Source organism: Candidatus Goldiibacteriota bacterium (assembly GCA_016937715.1).
GTDB lineage: Bacteria > Oederibacteriota > PGYV01 > PGYV01 > PGYV01 > PGYV01.
Genome location: JAFGWA010000028.1, coordinates 1 through 16,467 on the forward strand (window position 1 = coordinate 1; position 16,467 = coordinate 16,467).

12 protein-coding genes are annotated in these 16,467 nt (G+C 42.4%); 11 read left to right on the forward strand and 1 reads right to left on the reverse strand.

Annotated elements, in window-relative coordinates:
- The 7 genes from JXR81_03510 to JXR81_03540 all read left to right on the forward strand — a co-directional run.
- Positions 1–1,867, forward strand: a 1,867-nt coding sequence (locus JXR81_03510; protein ID MBN2753917.1) for a PD40 domain-containing protein, incomplete at its 5' end; no start/stop codon positions are given.
- A gap of 161 nt (positions 1,868–2,028) precedes the next feature.
- Positions 2,029–2,763 carry a DNA alkylation repair protein gene (locus JXR81_03515; protein MBN2753918.1) on the forward strand — a complete coding sequence of 245 codons (735 nt, stop codon included), beginning with the start codon at positions 2,029–2,031 and terminating at the stop codon, positions 2,761–2,763.
- The gene (locus tag JXR81_03520; GenBank protein ID MBN2753919.1) at positions 2,763–4,109 is read left to right on the forward strand and encodes a hypothetical protein; all 1,347 of its coding nucleotides are present in this window, start codon (positions 2,763–2,765) and stop codon (positions 4,107–4,109) included. The genes JXR81_03515 and JXR81_03520 overlap by 1 nt, the downstream gene beginning before the upstream one ends.
- Before the next feature lie 44 nt (positions 4,110–4,153).
- A complete protein-coding gene (locus JXR81_03525) occupies positions 4,154–4,783 on the forward strand; it encodes a hypothetical protein (protein ID MBN2753920.1) in 630 nt (209 codons plus the stop codon).
- A gap of 60 nt (positions 4,784–4,843) precedes the next feature.
- Complete coding sequence (locus tag JXR81_03530; protein MBN2753921.1) at positions 4,844–5,668, forward strand: substrate-binding domain-containing protein; 825 nt, start codon at positions 4,844–4,846, stop codon at positions 5,666–5,668.
- A 312-nt stretch (positions 5,669–5,980) separates the two neighbouring features.
- Complete coding sequence (eno, locus tag JXR81_03535) at positions 5,981–7,273, forward strand: phosphopyruvate hydratase (protein ID MBN2753922.1); 1,293 nt, start codon at positions 5,981–5,983, stop codon at positions 7,271–7,273.
- 285 nt (positions 7,274–7,558) lie between these two features.
- The gene (locus tag JXR81_03540) at positions 7,559–8,572 is read left to right on the forward strand and encodes a patatin-like phospholipase family protein (protein MBN2753923.1); all 1,014 of its coding nucleotides are present in this window, start codon (positions 7,559–7,561) and stop codon (positions 8,570–8,572) included.
- 296 nt (positions 8,573–8,868) lie between these two features.
- On the opposite strand, the gene JXR81_03545 is transcribed toward JXR81_03540, so the two are convergent.
- On the reverse strand, positions 8,869–10,992 hold the full coding sequence (locus tag JXR81_03545) for a glutamine synthetase III (protein MBN2753924.1): 2,124 nt from the start codon (positions 10,990–10,992) through the stop codon (positions 8,869–8,871).
- Positions 10,993–11,197: 205 nt separating this feature from the next.
- Here JXR81_03545 and JXR81_03550 point away from each other — a divergent pair, with 205 nt between their 5' ends.
- The 4 genes from JXR81_03550 to JXR81_03565 all read left to right on the forward strand — a co-directional run bounded on the left by JXR81_03550 (position 11,198) and on the right by JXR81_03565 (position 16,456).
- Positions 11,198–13,282 (forward strand): sigma 54-interacting transcriptional regulator, encoded by a 2,085-nt coding sequence (locus JXR81_03550; GenBank protein MBN2753925.1) that lies wholly within the window; start codon positions 11,198–11,200, stop codon positions 13,280–13,282.
- A gap of 347 nt (positions 13,283–13,629) precedes the next feature.
- Positions 13,630–14,850 carry an ammonium transporter gene (locus tag JXR81_03555; protein MBN2753926.1) on the forward strand — a complete coding sequence of 407 codons (1,221 nt, stop codon included), beginning with the start codon at positions 13,630–13,632 and terminating at the stop codon, positions 14,848–14,850.
- Positions 14,851–14,865: 15 nt separating this feature from the next.
- Positions 14,866–15,207: a P-II family nitrogen regulator gene (locus tag JXR81_03560; GenBank protein MBN2753927.1), complete on the forward strand. Its 342-nt coding sequence runs from the start codon at positions 14,866–14,868 to the stop codon at positions 15,205–15,207.
- Between the two features lie 568 nt (positions 15,208–15,775).
- On the forward strand, positions 15,776–16,456 hold the full coding sequence (locus tag JXR81_03565) for a hypothetical protein (GenBank protein MBN2753928.1): 681 nt from the start codon (positions 15,776–15,778) through the stop codon (positions 16,454–16,456).
- The last annotated feature ends 11 nt before the right edge of the window (positions 16,457–16,467 follow it).

Below are 16,467 nucleotides of genomic sequence, written 5' to 3' on the forward strand. Positions count from 1 at the left end.
AATAGGAATGCGGACAGGAACACTTACCGCGGGCAAAACAGCGTGGTTTGATGATTTTTACTTCCCGGGAAGCGTTGTATCAACGCCCACTTTCACGCATACCCCGACAGACACTTCAACAAGCACCGCGACAGACACTTTAACAAGCACCCCGACAGATACTTCAACAAGCACCGCGACAGACACTTCAACAAGTACCGCGACAGACACTTCAACAAGTACCGCGACAGACACTTCAACAAGCACCCCGACAGACACTTCAACAAACACCCCGACAGACACTTCAACAAACACCCCGACAGACACATACACGCAAACTCACACTTATACAAACTCGGCAACGCCCACGTCAACGCAGAATATATCGTTAACAGGTAAAATATTATTTTCCACAGACAGGGACGGAAACTGGGAAATATATTCGCGTGACCTTGAAACAGGGGTTGAAACAAACCTTACAAACAGCCCGGCAAATGAATTAAACCCGTCTGTATCACCGGACGGTTTGTACGCGGTCTTTTACGGCGACGCGGACGGAGATAATGAAATATATCAGATTAATCTTGCGACGCTGCAGGTAATAAAGCTTACAGACAATACAGCAAGTGATTATGACCCTTCGTATTCGCCGGACGGTTCCAAAATTGTTTTTAAATCAAACCGCGATGACGGGTATGGCGATATTTTTATTATGTCATCTGACGGTACGGGGCAGCTTAACCTTACACCTTTGATGAACACAACCGAAGAGTGGGACCCTTGTTTTACGCGTGACGGAAGCCGCATTGTATTTGTTTCAAGGCTTGGCGCCGCAGCTGACAGCGATGAAATCTATATAATGGAATCAGACGGCCAGGCAATTACAAGGCTTACTGATAACACGGTGCCGGACTGGTATCCTTCGTGCAGCCCTGCTGAAGATAAGATACTTTTTATTTCAAAAGAACCTGCTGACTTGGATGATGGTATTTACACAATGAATTATTCGGGCACGTCAAGGCTGGCGCTGCTGCAGTCAGCGGGGGACGATAATGATCCGGCATATTATGATGACGGGCAGAAGGTTATTTATATAAATAATTCCGGCGGAGATTATGATATTTATATTGCGGATTCAGACGGCTCAAATGCGGCTTTGATTGGCGGTTCTTCTTTTGATGAACTCTGCCCGGTTTGGGTTAATACCGCTGTCTTAACTTTCACGCCCACGGCAACTGAAACGGACACACATACGTACACTTATACGCAGACTTCCACTTCAACCCATACCCCCACATACACGCATACAAACACAAATACCGTTCAGGACACGTTTACATCAACACACACGCACACCAATACAGACACCGTTCAAAACACATTTACCCCGACTTATTCACAGACCGGGACAAGTACTCCCGTAAATACTTTCACCTTCACATATTCGCAGACAAAGACAAACACCCCTCAGGATACTTTTACACAGACGCCGTCAGATACTTACACGATGACACATACCGCAACTTACACAAATACCCCTTCTTTCACGCACACTCCCACGCCTGTAAGCGCGGCGCTGCCGGTGGCCGGGGAAGAAGTTTATATATATCCAAATCCGTTTATACCGGGAAATCACACCGGTATAAATGGCGCTTATAGCGCCAAATACAGGCATGATAAAGTGCGTTTTCTTTTATACACTGTTTCTTTCAGGCTGATAAAAGAATTTGAATATAAAGTGGATAATCAGGCGGGAATAAATACAGTCAGTATTCCGGCAAAAAAACTTGCCGGGCTCAGTAACGGGGCTTATTATTATGTATTAACTGCAGAAGGGGAAAAAGGAATACAAAGGTTTAAAGCGGGCAGGATTATAGTGCTTAAATAATAAAACTCCATATATAGACGGTGCTGTTTATGTTCTTTGAATCTGTTTTGTTCCTGCTGCCATTAAAAACAGTTTTTGACTGCCGGCGCTTTGTTTAATACCATAAGTACAGAAAATAGGTATTGAAAGGGCGGCTGTTTTGGATAATAATAAGTGTATAAATGAATAATGGAGAGCCGATGAACGCTGAAAATCTTGTAAACACCGTCAAAAACCGCCTTAACAAACGCGCGGATAAGAAATACAGGGAAGTTCATGAAAAATCAATTATGGTTAATGCCAAAAAAATCATCGGCGCAAGGCTGCCTGTAATAAACGCGCTTGCCGCGGAGATTTACCAAAAAATAAAAAATACGGATATAGATGGAATTTTTAAGCTGTCGGACGCGCTTATTTCCTCGGGTATTTACGATGTAAGAAAAACAGGGATTGAAGTTATATGGAAGGCGAAAAAAAGATTCGAAAAAAGACATTTTGGATATGTTGGCAGGTGGGTTAAGGAGGAATTGGAAGACTGGGGCGACTGCGATTCTCTTGGCACGCACGTTGCCGCGGAATTTCTGTTTAAGTTTCCGGAGCTTCTGCCGAAAATCTTAAAATGGGCAGACAGTAAAAATTTTATAGTAAGGCGCGCCGCATGCGTTACGTTTATAGTGCCCGGTAAAAAGGGAATGTATTTAAAGGAGATATTCGGGCTTTCCTCAAAGCTGATGAATGACCCGCACGGCCTTGTGTTAAAGGGCTATGGCTGGGCGTTAAAGGAAGCGTCAAAGAAACACCAAAAGGAAGTTTTTAATTTTGTGTACGTTAACCGGCGCGCAATGCCAAGGACGGCGCTAAGGTACGCGATAGAAAAAATGCCGGAAAAATTAAGAAAAATGGCTATGGGGAAATAATGAAAATTATACGTAATAAAATTAAATTTGTTTTATTAATAATGTTTGTGTTGTTCGTTTCATGTGTTTATGCGAATTCGTATAAATATTATACAACGGCACAATACGGCAAGTATTCATCCATAGAAGGGAAATATGAAGTTGATAAAGATAATGTGATGAAGGTTCATGGTTATGAATTTATTATTGATGATACGGGAAGAAATAAGGAAATAACTTATTTTTATGATGGCAAGCCGGCAAAAGATCCGTTTTTTAATGTGTGCAACATAAAATTTAAATATGCTGATAATGAAGAGGTTAGAATATATTATGATGAGAAAGGACAGCCTACAAAAGATAATAGCGGTTCATACGATAGGCATATGCTAATTAATGGTAATGAGGCGGTATGTTATGCTCTAAATAACAGCGGGGATTTAGTTCCTTTTAATGGAGGATCCTACAAATTCTGGATGAAATTCGAAGAAGGTTTGGTTACTGAAATGAAATTTATGGATAAACAAGATAATTTTATTACTGATGATTATTTAGAATTTAAACAAAAAAGGTATTATGATGATGAAGGCAGGCTTAAATCATTAATCAGCTTTAATGATAAAAGTGAAAAAGCGTTGAATAAATTTGGCTATGCGGAAGTTAAATATGAATATGAAGACGAAGGCACGTTTGAAAGTGTGGGTTATTTTGATCAGCGGGGAGATCCGGTGGAAATAAAGGGCGGTTTAAATCGTAAAGTAAAAAAAATGGATAGCAAAGGAAGGGTGTTAATGAATGCAAGGTACAATTTAAAGGGTGAATTAATAACACATCGTTCAATTAAAGAAAGAGATTCATATGGGTCAATACTGAAAGAATATTTAATGGATTGTGACGGTTCTATTGTATCGGGAGAAGATGGTCTGGGAATTATTAAACGTGAATATGACAGTCAAAATCGGAAAGTGTCAGAGAAATATTACGATGCAAATGAAAATCTCATGCTGCTTGATCTTAATGGTTCTGCGGGTTTTCTTTATTTATATGATGAGACGGGAAAATTAGCAAGAATGGTCAGCCTTGGTATCGATGGTGCTCCGGTCTATAACAATAAATTAAATTTTTGTATTAAAGAATATTCCTATTTTCGCAGTGGAGATGTTTCGGAGATAAGATTCTTAGGCCCGGATAATGAACCGCTGGAAAATCCCGCAAATGCAAATGCGGTGAAAATAAAATATGAAAATATACCGGAGCAGGGAAGGCGAGATGCCGTTTTTATAGCACGCGATGGAAGTGAAATAAAACGAAGTTTTTATGGCAATTACTTTGAAACACAAATACTAATCACTAAAGAAAAGAAATAAGCCCGCGTTAGAATGGATTGTTTAAAAAATTAAGGTGGTGTTTTATGAAAAAAACTATTATGGCGGCGTGTATTTTAGTCCTTATATTTGGCGGAATTACAAAGGCTGAATACTGGTACCCGATAAGCGTAAACAGCAGCTGGAATTATGAGGGGTATTTTAAAGCGGAGCCAAAAAAGACCCTTAAAGTAAAGGCAGTAATAGCGGAAGAGCGTAAAATTGACGGTAAGAATTATTTTTTTTATAATGTACCGGGTTTTGATGTAAGGTTTTTTGTGCGCACTGAAGACACCGGCGGATATATGAAACTTATCAGATACCCTTATCCGCTCTTTAAATTCTTAAGCTATGACGTGGTATTAAAAAAAGAGGTCTTGTTTGTTAAGTATCCGTTTGTGGCCGGCGAAAAGTGGCATCAGGAAACAGAAGCCGCGGCGATGCTGTGGCCTATTGTAATAAACCGTAAAGTAAAAATGGACTTTGAAACAGTTGAAGTAAAAAAGGTTATATTTAAAGGCGAAGAAAAAGACGCGTGGCATGTACGTATTTTAATGGATCAGGGTGACGGAAAACCAAAAGAAGAAAATCACTGGTACATTGACGGCGAAGGCTACGTGGGCGGGGAAACTGCCGAACACAAGGTGATGCAGGCGGGTCTAAAGTTTAAGGACTGAAAAAAGCATATTGCGGCACCGGAAGAGAAAAATGACGCGCGGCATTTAACAGGAGGTTGTATGGCTGAAACAAAAAATATAGCGGTAGTGGTTCCAAGCCTTCGCAATATGTACACGGTGCAGATGCTTTGGGCTATACAGGCAAGGGCTTATGATTCCGATTATGACCTGCTTGTTTATACCGTTAAGGCGGCGGACAAAAAAGGCGGGATAGATTACGTTTATAAGAAAATAGCGGATGAAAAAAAGGCACATGCCGCGATAATAATGGCTTATAACCTTAATGATGAACATAAAGCACTTATGGAAAAAGCCGGGGTTGTACCTGTGGTGGTGGAAGGAAAAAGCAATAATACATACAAGGTTTCTTCTGACAGTGAAAAAGGCGGTTATGAAGTCGGAAAATATATGGCACAGTGCGGTTACACTAACATAGGTTTTATTTCCGGAAATAAAGAAACTGCAGATTCTCAGAGAGAAAGGCTTGAAGGGTTTAAAAAGGGTTTAAAGGAGAAAGGTATTGAACTTCCGGAACATATGCAGTTTCAGGTTGAAGAGTATAATTATAAATCCGGAAAAGAGGCTTTTCGGTATATGTTTATGAATGAAGCGCGCGCGGTATTTGTGGCCGCGGGCGATTATGTGGCACAGGGTTTTATAAACGAAGCCAGAAAAAACGGCATAACCGTACCGGAACGTATCGCGGTAATAGGATATGACGATGTGGAAGCGTCAGGAGAACAGGAACTTACAACCGTGCGGCAGCCCATTGATGAAATGGGTAAGCAGGCGTTTGAAATGGCGGTAAGGGGCATTAATGAACCCTGGACCCAGCCTTTTGAAAAGATTATGAGAACAGAGCTTGTGGTAAGGAAGACGGCATAAGAACCGGAGGGACGGAAGGTCGGATGGTCAGAGGGACGGAAGGAACACCGGATGATTGTAGATTTGAAATGTCTGGTTTTAGTATTGGTAGACGCGGGTCTTCAGCCCGCGGCAGTATATATAATAACGTTATCATTGCAAAGATTTCCGGTTGAGGGAAAGATTTTACCGTCCCTCTGTGCATCTGTGCATCCGTCCCTCGTTTTCATTACTTTCCCCTTTACCTGCCCTATTTTTTGTTGTATTATTAACTTCGTTGTTTAAAACCGCAGTAAAATAAACCAATTTTATTAATCTACAGGAGGTAGTGAAATGAGCTGCATAGAACGGATACATGCAAGACAGGTAATAGATTCACGCGGTAATCCTACAGTTGAAGCGGATGTAATTCTTAGCGACGGCACAATGGGAAGGGCTGCAGTGCCTTCAGGCGCGTCCACAGGAACAAAAGAAGCTGTTGAACTCCGTGACGGCGACAAGAAAAAATGGGGCGGCAAGAGCGTATTAAAAGCCGTTGACAATGTTAATGAAAAAATAGCAAAAGAATTAAAGGGAATGAGCGTTTCTGACCAGGCCGGGCTTGATAAAAAGATGATAGAAATTGACGGTACGCCTACAAAGGCAAAACTTGGTGCCAACGCGATTCTTGCGGTTTCAATGGCTGCGGCAAAAGCGGCGGCACAGCTTCATGGTCTTCCGTTATACCGTTACCTTGGCGGATTCAATGCTAAACAGCTTCCGGTTCCTATGGCAAACGTAATAAACGGCGGAGCACACGCTGACAGCAATGTGGACATTCAGGAATTTATGATAATGCCTGTCGGCGCGCCGTCATTCAGCGAAGCCATGAGATGGGGAGCGGAAACTTTTCACGCTTTAAAGTCAGTTATAAAAGCAAGGGGATATAACACGGCGGTCGGCGATGAAGGCGGATTCGCGCCAAGCTGCAAATCAAACGAAGAACCGCTTCAGCTTCTTGTTGAAGCAATTGAAAAAGCCGGATACAAACCGGGTGTTGATATTTCAATAGCAATGGATCCTGCAGCGTCTGAATTTTATGATGAGGCTAAAAAAAGGTATATCTTCAAAAAATCCACAAAAGAAGAATTAACATCAGAACAGATGGTGGATTTCTGGATGAACCTTATCAGCAAATACCCGATTATATCAATTGAAGACGGAATGTCAGAACACGACTGGGCAGGACATAAGCTGTTTACGGATAAAGCGGGAAAGAAAATTCAGCTTGTAGGGGACGATTTATTTGTAACAAATCCGGCTATTCTGAAAAAGGGAATAGAAGCAGATACCTGCAATTCCATCCTTATCAAGGTAAATCAGATAGGCACGCTTACAGAGACGTTTGACGCGATTGAAATGGCAAAACGCGCGGGTTACACGGCTGTTGTATCACACCGTTCCGGTGAAACAGAAGACGCGACAATCGCGGACATTGCTGTCGCGACTAACGCGGGACAGATAAAGACCGGTTCGTTCTCCAGAACCGACCGTATCGCAAAGTACAACCAGCTGTTAAGGATAGAAGAAGAGCTGGGTGATTTAGCACAGTACAACGGCAGGGCAAATTTCTATAATTTAAGGTAGTAATTGATGTTATATAGAAGCCCGGTTTGCGTGGTTAAAGCGCAGCCGGGCTTTTTTTATTTGGATTTTATTTGTATTGGTAGACGCGGGTCTTTAGCCCGCGCGTTTTTGCTTTTTTGAGGTGGTTTATTATTTAATGTAGAGCCGTATCATGATACGGCTCGTTTTAAGGCGCAATACAACTGCCGCGGGCTGAAGACCCGCGTCTACCAGAACATTTTTAATATCTCGCTTCTGCTTAACAGCTTAATTGCTTAAACCGTTATTTTTTATGGGAGGGAAAACATGAAAAAGGAATTCAGAATACTGGCATTAGACGGCGGGGGTTTGCTTGGAATATATACTGCTGCCGTGCTTGCAAGGCTGGAACAGCACTACGGAAAAAAAGCCGCGGACCATTTTGACCTGATTGCCGTTACTTCTGCCGGGGCAATTTCCGGCGCCGCGCTTTCTGTGGGCGTCAGCGGCGTGAAACTGGTGCAGTTCTTCAGGGAAAAAGGGCCGGGAATATTCCATTATAACGTGGAGGGCAGTTTAACTGATTTCTTCAGAAAGATAAAACAGGTGCTGTTCACAAGCAAACATTCCAATGCGGAGCTTTTAAAGGCGTACAGGGAAATATATGGGGAAAAGACTTTTGCTGAAGCTGGTAATTATATGTGTATCTCCTCGTTTAACGTTACAAAAGGAGTGACAAGGGTGTTTAAAACCCCGCACCACCGGAACCTTGAAGAAAACCGCGGAATTAAACTGTGGCAGGCTGTGGCGTGTTCTTCTGCCGCGCCTACTTTTCTGCCGGAATATTTTCCGTGTTTTGCCGGTGAGGAAAACTGCGGCTATGTGGACGGCGGGTCGTGGGCAAATAATCCGGCTATGATGGGGCTTACAGAAGCTTATAAATATTTTGTCGGCAAAAAGAGAAAGTTTAAAAACGTGAAAATAGTATCCATAGCAAGTTTTGCCGAAGAGCTGAAAAGAAAGAAACAATTAAAATCAGTACGCGACTGGAGCTTTGGAATGGACTTTATGGGGCTTTTTATGACCGCGCAGTCCGCGTCTGTTGATTATATGATGGGGAATATGCTTAAAAATGTGAAGAGGGGCTATTTAAGAATAGAACCCGTGGTCACTGAAGAAATGGCAAAGATTTATACGGCTGATAATACATCGCGGGAAGTCCTTGATAAAATGGTGGAAGCCGGAAATAATTCCGCCGCAGAAGCGCTTTCAGGCGGAGAGTCAAAAAAGATGTTAGACGAAATATTTAAAACAAAAAAGGCTACAAATCCAAGGTTTTGATGTTTTGTTCCGGATTTTTTTGTACGGGTAATTTTTGTTAACGTAGAGATGCAATATATTGCGTCCAGGTCTTTTATTTAAAGGCGAGGCGTAATATATTACGCCTCTACGGTAAAATGCAAAACCGCGTTAAGACTTAATCATGCAAAATAAAAAACCCGCACTTTTTAAGGTGCGGGTTTTTTATTTTTTATATCTTATCTTGTTTTACTTCCTTTTTTGTCCTTGTTCCTTTGTTCTTGCCGAGCTGCTGAACTTCCGAGCTGCTGAACTTCCGAGCCGCTGAACTGCTTGTTTTACAGGTTAAACAGCATCTCCGAATATACCGGAACAGGCCATGCGGCTTCCGGCATTATTGTTTCCAGCGCGTCTATATCTTCCCTTAAAGAAGTAAAAGCAGTGAAAACTTTGTCCCTGTAAGTTTCCGCTTTTTTAACTGTTTCATCTATTTTAGCGGCTTTTCCAAGTTCTGCTTCAAGTGCTGCTGTCTTTTTTGAAGCTGACTCAAGAAGGAAAGTTACCTCTTCTAACAGCTGTGACTGCGTTTTTGTTGAAACGCCGGCCTGTTTTGCTTTAATTACAGCATCAGACAGTGATTCTGCGTATCTTATAACAGCGGGGATAAAGAGTGTCTTTGCCATTTTTAATGCTGTCTGGCCTTCTATGTTGATTATTTTAGCGTACTGTTCTATATAAATTTCGTACCTGCTGTGAAGTTCTTCATTGGAAAGCACGCCGTATTTTGCAAAAATATCTTTTGCTTTTTTGGTGGTAAATGCTTTGTGCGCGTCAACGGAGTTCTTAACATTTGGCAGTCCGCGTTTTTCGGCTTCCTTTTCCCATTCCGCGGAATACCCGTTGCCGTTAAAGATTACTTTCTTGTGGTTCTTAAGAACTTCCGCCACAATTGCCGAGGCCTCTTTTTTTACGTTCTTGGATTTTTCAAGGCGCGTCGCGAATTCATCAAATGCTTCCGCGGCTATGGTGTTTAATACTATGTTCGGGCTTGCGCATGACATGGCAGACCCCACCATCCTGAATTCAAACTTGTTGCCGGTAAAGGCAAAAGGCGATGTCCTGTTTCTGTCCGAATTATCAAGCGGGAAGCGGGGAAGAAGGTCAACGCCCATGTGAAGGAAAGAAGCGTCTTTCGCGATGAATTTTTCATTCTTTTCTATCTTGTCAAGAACCGCTGAAAGAAGCTCGCCTAAGTAAATGGAAATAATAGCAGGCGGGGCTTCATTGGCGCCAAGCCTGTGGTCATTGCCTGCAGACGCGCAGGTGCCGCGCAGCATATCCGCGTGTTTGTCAACTGACTGAATTAAAGCCGCAAGGAAAATTAAAAACTGCATATTGTCATGCGGTGTCGCTCCGGGTTCCAGAAGGTTCTGTCCGTCATCTGTGCTTAAAGACCAGTTGTTGTGTTTGCCGGAACCGTTTACGCCTTTAAAAGGTTTTTCATGAAGCAGGCAGACAAGGCCGTGCCTTAATGCTATGCGCTGCATTGTATCCATGACTATCTGGTTATGGTCAACGGCAAGGTTAAGGGTATTAAATACCGGCGCGTTTTCAAACTGTCCGGGGGCAACTTCGTTATGTCTTGTCTTTGACAGTACTCCAAGTTTCCAAAGTTCCTGGTCAAGGTCTGTCATGTAGGCAGACACCCTGTCTTTTATGGAGCCAAAGTACTGGTCTTCCAGTTCCTGTCCCTTGGGAGGGGGCGCGCCAAAAAGCGTGCGGCCTGTCATTATAAGATCCATTCTGGACATAAAGTACTCTTTTTCAATTAAAAAATATTCTTGTTCAGGCCCAAGTGTGGGTGTAACTTTTTTTGTTGTGGTATTGCCAAGGGCTTTTAAAAGCCTTAAAGCGTGTTTGGAAACCACTTCCATTGAGCGAAGTACGGGAATTTTCTTATCAAGCGCGACGCCGGTGTATGAATAAAAAGCTGTGGGGATGTAAAGTGTAAGGTCGCCTTCCGCGTCTTCTTTTAAAAAGCACGGTGAAGTAGGATCCCACGCCGTATAGCCGCGCGCTTCAAAAGTAGCCCTTAAGCCGCCTGACGGAAATGATGAAGCGTCAGGTTCGCCCTGAATTAACTGCTTGCCGGAAAATTCCATTTTAATGGTGCCGTCCGCGACCGGGGTGATAAAACTGTCGTGCTTTTCGGCGGTAATGCCGGTTAAAGGCTGAAACCAGTGTGTGTAGTGGGTTGCGCCGCGGTTTATTGCCCAGTCTTTCATCGCTGTTGCCACCGCGTCCGCGGTTGATTTTGACATGGGAAAGCCAAAGTCCAGGGTTTTCTTAAGTTCCTTAAAAACCGCAGGAGACAGAAGGGCTTTCATCTTCTTTTCGTTAAAGACATTCTCCCCAAAACAATCAGCCGGGTTAGGACTCTTTAATGCTTTTTTCTTTGCCATAATTACACCTCTTTATTTAAGTTTAATTAATTTTATCTCTCAATATGATATAAGCAAATTGTGTGCCGTAAGGTAATTGTAGCAGATAAAGGGGAAAGATGGAAATATAATTGTTAAAGTGGTTAAAAAATAACCATTAATGTGTTGAAAGTGGTTAAATTTTGTTATATATTATTTTAGGTAAGGCATAAACAGGAGAAGCAAAATGATAAAAAAGTCAGATCTATCCCTGCAGGCAGGGCTGGAAGCAAGGATTAACAAGCTTAAGCTTGTTCATTACATTGCCGTTGAAATGAACAAGGCGCATACCACAAACGAACTTCTTGAACTTATCCTGGAACGGTGCCTTGTGTTAACAGGCGCTAAAACAGGAAGCGTTATGCTGACAAACAAAGAAGAAGGCGTGCTGGACATAATAGCGTTTAAAGGGATAGATGAAAAGATAGCGCACCGTACCAAGTTAAAGATAGGCGAAGGAATTACCGGCTGGGCGGCGCAGAGCGGGCTGCCAAAGCTTGTGAATAATACCAGGCAGGACCCGTTATACGTGGCGGTAACAGAAGGGCTGCTGTCAGAAATTGCGGTGCCGATAAGGTCGGAAAATGAGATTATAGGCGTCATAAGTATTGACAGCAATAAAGAAGACGCGTTTTCCGAAGAAGACCTGGAGCTTTTAACTATGGTATCGGAACTTGCGGCGCAGATTATAATACGCCAGGAAATGGGAGACAGGCTTCATTCGAAAATGATGCTGCAGGAAGTCCTTATAGAAACTTTTAATATCATAGAAGCCGGCGATGATTTAACGGCTATCTTTGACAGCATCATGGAAGTGTTAAAGGAAAAAATGGATATCTTAAGGGGTATGTTTGTGCTTTTTGATAAGGACGACCCGTCGTCACTTAAAGTGGAAGCGGGATATAAAATAAGCGGCGAAGCAATGAAAAAAGGTATTTATAAAATAGGCGAAGGTGTTATTGGCAATGCTGTTTTAAAAGGGCAGACAATCGGCGTGCGCGATGTTGAAAAAGAGGGGATGTTTCTTAACCGGTTAAAGATTCAGCGTTCGGGAATGGGGCAGATATCTTTTATTGCCGCGCCCATTAAGGCCGGGGCAAACGTGCTTGGCGTAATCGCGGTGGAAAGAAAGTTTTCCGACGCGGAAAATTTTGACGATATTACAGACACGCTTACGCTTTTAGCGTCGCTTCTGGCGTACAGGGTAAGAAGCCATCAAAGGCAGGAAGAAGCCACAAAAAAACTTATTGATGAAAATACAGAATTAAGAAAAGAGCTTAAGACCGAATCAAGCGTAAAGAATATAGTGGGCAAGAATGAAATAATAAGAAAAGTGATGGAACAGGTAAAAACTGTTGCGGGAACTATGGCGCCTGTTTTAATAACAGGAGAGACGGGCACAGGAAAAGAACTTATAGCAAAAGTGGTGCATTTTTTAAGCGATAGGGCGGACAAAAAAATAATAAGCGTAAACTGCGCGGCGATACCGGAAAACCTTCTTGAATCGGAGCTTTTCGGGTATGAAAAAGGCGCGTTTACAGGCGCGGCTGCAAGAAAAAAAGGAAGGTTTGAAATAGCGGACGGCGGCACGCTTTTTCTGGATGAAGTGGGCGAAATACCGCTTCACCTGCAGAGCAAGCTGCTGCGCGCGATACAGGAAAAAGAGATAGAGCCGCTGGGAAGCGAAAAACCTGTAAAGGTGGATATAAGGATAATATCAGCCACCAACAGGGATCTTGAAAAACTGTCCGCTGAAGGAAAGTTCAGAAGTGATTTATATTTCAGGCTTAATGTGATAAATGTTAAATTGCCTTCGCTGAAGGAAAGAAAAGACGATATACCCCTGCTGGCGGACTTTTTTATAAAAAAGTTCAATAAAATGTATGGTAAAAACGTAATGGGGCTGGATAAAAAAACCGAAGATATGTTTGTGTCATATGAATGGCCCGGTAATATCAGGGAGCTTGAAAACGCGCTTGAACGCGCGGTTATAATGTCAAAGGGAAATTTGATTGATATATCGCTTGTTCCGGATTCTATAAATTCAGAGAGAAAGACAGAAAAAGAAGATTCGGGTATAAAAGGGTATTTAGACAGTGAGATATATAAAGCCCATGAAGGGGAGATTTACGCGAAAGTGATAGGCGGAATAGAAAGAAGGCTTATGGAAGAAATACTTATTAAAACGGATTATAATAAGTCTAAAACCGCTGAAATGCTTGGAATAAACCGAAACACTCTTAAGGCAAAGATGAAAGAGTACGGGCTGTAAGAATTAAAAATATAGCACTTTTGCGTATTAAGCAATAGCGAAATTTGAAAAAACAACACTCTGTTTGTTATCTATTGCTTAACTGCCTATAACTTAATGCGCTATGCTTTCCTCCTGATTAAAAACTAATCAGATTTTCATATCCTAAAATATCAAAAATGCTTATAACCCCGTATATATACAAGTGGCATGGGTTTTGCTTATATTTTGAATAGTTGCATGCTAAAAAGTATTATTTATGGAGGTTATGTATATTGAAAAGGCTTATGTTTATTATTATGGCTGTTTTTATGGGTGCGGGTGTTTCTTTATTTGCCGAAGAAGTATCATCTGCGGCAGGATCCGGTATTAACGGCGCTGATACCGCCTGGGTATTAATGAGCGCAGCACTGGTAATGCTTATGACGCCGGCACTGGGGTTCTTTTACGGCGGGATGGTAAGAAAGAAAAATGTTTTAAGCGTTCTTATGAAAGCGTTTATTACGCTTGCTGTTATCAGTATGCAGTGGATGGTAATAGGCTACAGTTTAAGTTTTGGCGAAGGCAACGGTTTTATAGGGGGGTTTGGCCACTTTATGTTAAACGGCGTCGGCCAGGAAGGCAGTAATTACGCGCCTAACATTCCGGGCCTGGCTTTTATGATATTTCAGGCGATGTTCGCTGTAATCACACCGGCTTTAATTTTTGGCGCTTTTGTGGAAAGGGTGAAATTCTCATCTTTTCTTTTATTTACGGTTTTATGGGCAACTTTTATTTATAACCCTATCTGCCACTGGGTATGGGGAAAAGGCGGATGGCTGGCAGAAATGGGCGCGCTTGATTTTGCCGGCGGTATAGTTGTACATGTAAGCGCCGGCATTGCGGCTTTGGTTACGGCTTTTGTTATTGGTAAAAGAAAAGGTACAGAATCGCTTGGGCCCATACCTCATAATCTTCCTTTTACGGTGCTTGGCGCGGGGCTTTTATGGTTTGGCTGGTTTGGGTTTAACGCGGGTTCGGCGCTTGGCGCGAACGGAATCGCGGCCAATGCTTTTGTAACCACAAATATGGCCGCGTCTTCAGCAGCGGTAACATGGGCCGTTATTGAATGGATACGCAACGGGAAGCCGACGATGCTTGGAACCGTATCAGGAGCTATCGCCGGGCTTGCCACAATAACCCCGTCTGCCGGATTTGTGGACGCAGGCGCGGCTTTAATAATAGGGGTTATCGCGTCTATGTTATGTTTTGTGGCGGTAAGTATTATAAAAATGAAATTTAAATATGATGATTCGCTTGACGCGTTTGGCGTGCACGGTGTGGGCGGAATGATAGGCCCGTTGTTAACAGGTGTATTTGCAAATCCGGCTGTAAACGCGCTTGGCACCGGCCTTTTGTTTGGCAACCCCAAACAGCTGGTTATACAGGCCGCGGCGGTTGGTGCAACCATTGTATACAGTTTTATAGGGACATTTATAATTTTTAAGGTAATTGACCTTTTAATGGGCGTAAGATTAAAAGAGAGGGACGAAAATATAGGAGTGGATTTGTCACAACATAATGAAAGGGCGTATACGCTGATTGAATAAAGAAAGGAAGGCGATATGAAACTTATAGTGGCAATAATACAGCCGTACAGGCTGGAAGAGGTAAAACAGGCGCTTTACAGGAATGACATTAATTTAATGACTGTAAGTGAAGTGCTTGGGCACGGCAGGCAGATGGGCGTTAATGAAGTATACCGCGGAGTAAGGGAAACAGGGAACCTTCTGCGTAAACTGCGCCTGGAAATAGCCGTAAACGATAAATTTGTAGAGCCGGCTGTTGAGGCGATAGTTGCCGGGGCAAAGACAGGCGAGACAGGCGACGGAAAAATATTTATTCTTCCGCTGGAAGAGTGCGTAAGGATAAGGACAGAAGAAAGAGGAAGTAAAGCTATAGGTTAAGTACAAAAAAATAAACGCAGTAAAGAGAAAGCTTCTCCTGCTTCACTGCCTCTCTTTACTGTCGTTTTTGTTCTTTTTGCCGCGGGCGCTGATGCCCGCGGCTTTTTTATTTTAGACTTTGATTAATTGTTTATGTTTTAACATAGAGACGCGATATATTGCGTCTTGGTTTTGATCTTGTTTTTGTATTATTATTTATGTATTAACGTAGAGACGCAATATATTGCGTCTCGCCTTTGATTTTGTTTTTTAATTGTCCGGTTTAAAAGGCAATGCGTAATATATCACACATCTACAATATAATGCAAAACCGTGTTTGAATTTATTCTGTTATTGTCATGCTTCCAAGCATCTAATCTGTTTGCTGCATCCCCTTTGAAATGATTAATAATTAACCAGATAACACATAAGTGATTAATAATTAATCACGTGCTTTTTACGAATGACAAAAAACCTTTATAAATAATACAAATTTAATGGTTGAATATGTGGCACGACTTATGCTAATTAAGGGTTATGGCACGGACGTCATGAACCCGGGTCAAAAAAAACTTCAAGGAGGACTAAGATGAAAAAAATTCTCGCGGTAATGGTTCTTGTACTTTCGTTCTTTTCTTTTTCGGCAGTTGCGGCAGACTTTAGCGCTGACATTTACACGGCAGGTGTTTCAAAGTATTTATGGAGAGGGCAGCAGTTAAGTGAAGGATTTGCAATTCAGCCCGGATTTAACCTTAACCTTGGCAATCTGTCATTTGGTTACTGGGGAAGTTATGATGTGGATGCGGCAAAGTACTCTGAAAGCGATTATACTTTCAGCTACAGTGAAACACTTCCCGGGCTTGATATCATAAGCCTTGGAGCGGGTTTTACAATCTATACTTTTCCCTACGCGGATCCGGCGGCAAATAATGACACTGAAGTATTTGGAACCGTTTCAGCGGATGTTGTTACAGCGCCATATGTAAAGTTCTTTTATGACCCGACATTTGGAGCGGGCGGATATCTTGAAGCCGGAATATCACACAGTATTGAACTGGAAGCGTTTGAGCCTTATGCTTCTGTTACGGGCGGATACAATTTTGGACAGTGGGGCTATGAAAAGTCGCTGTCAGTTGTTCTTGGAACGCTTGGTGTGACGTATACCCTTGATAAATTCAGCGCCACGCTGTCAGGTTCATACCAGCTTGCGCTTGATGAACAATATGAAAATGACGGTTTTGGATCTTTAAGCGTAGCTTACGGTTTCTAATACTATAAAAG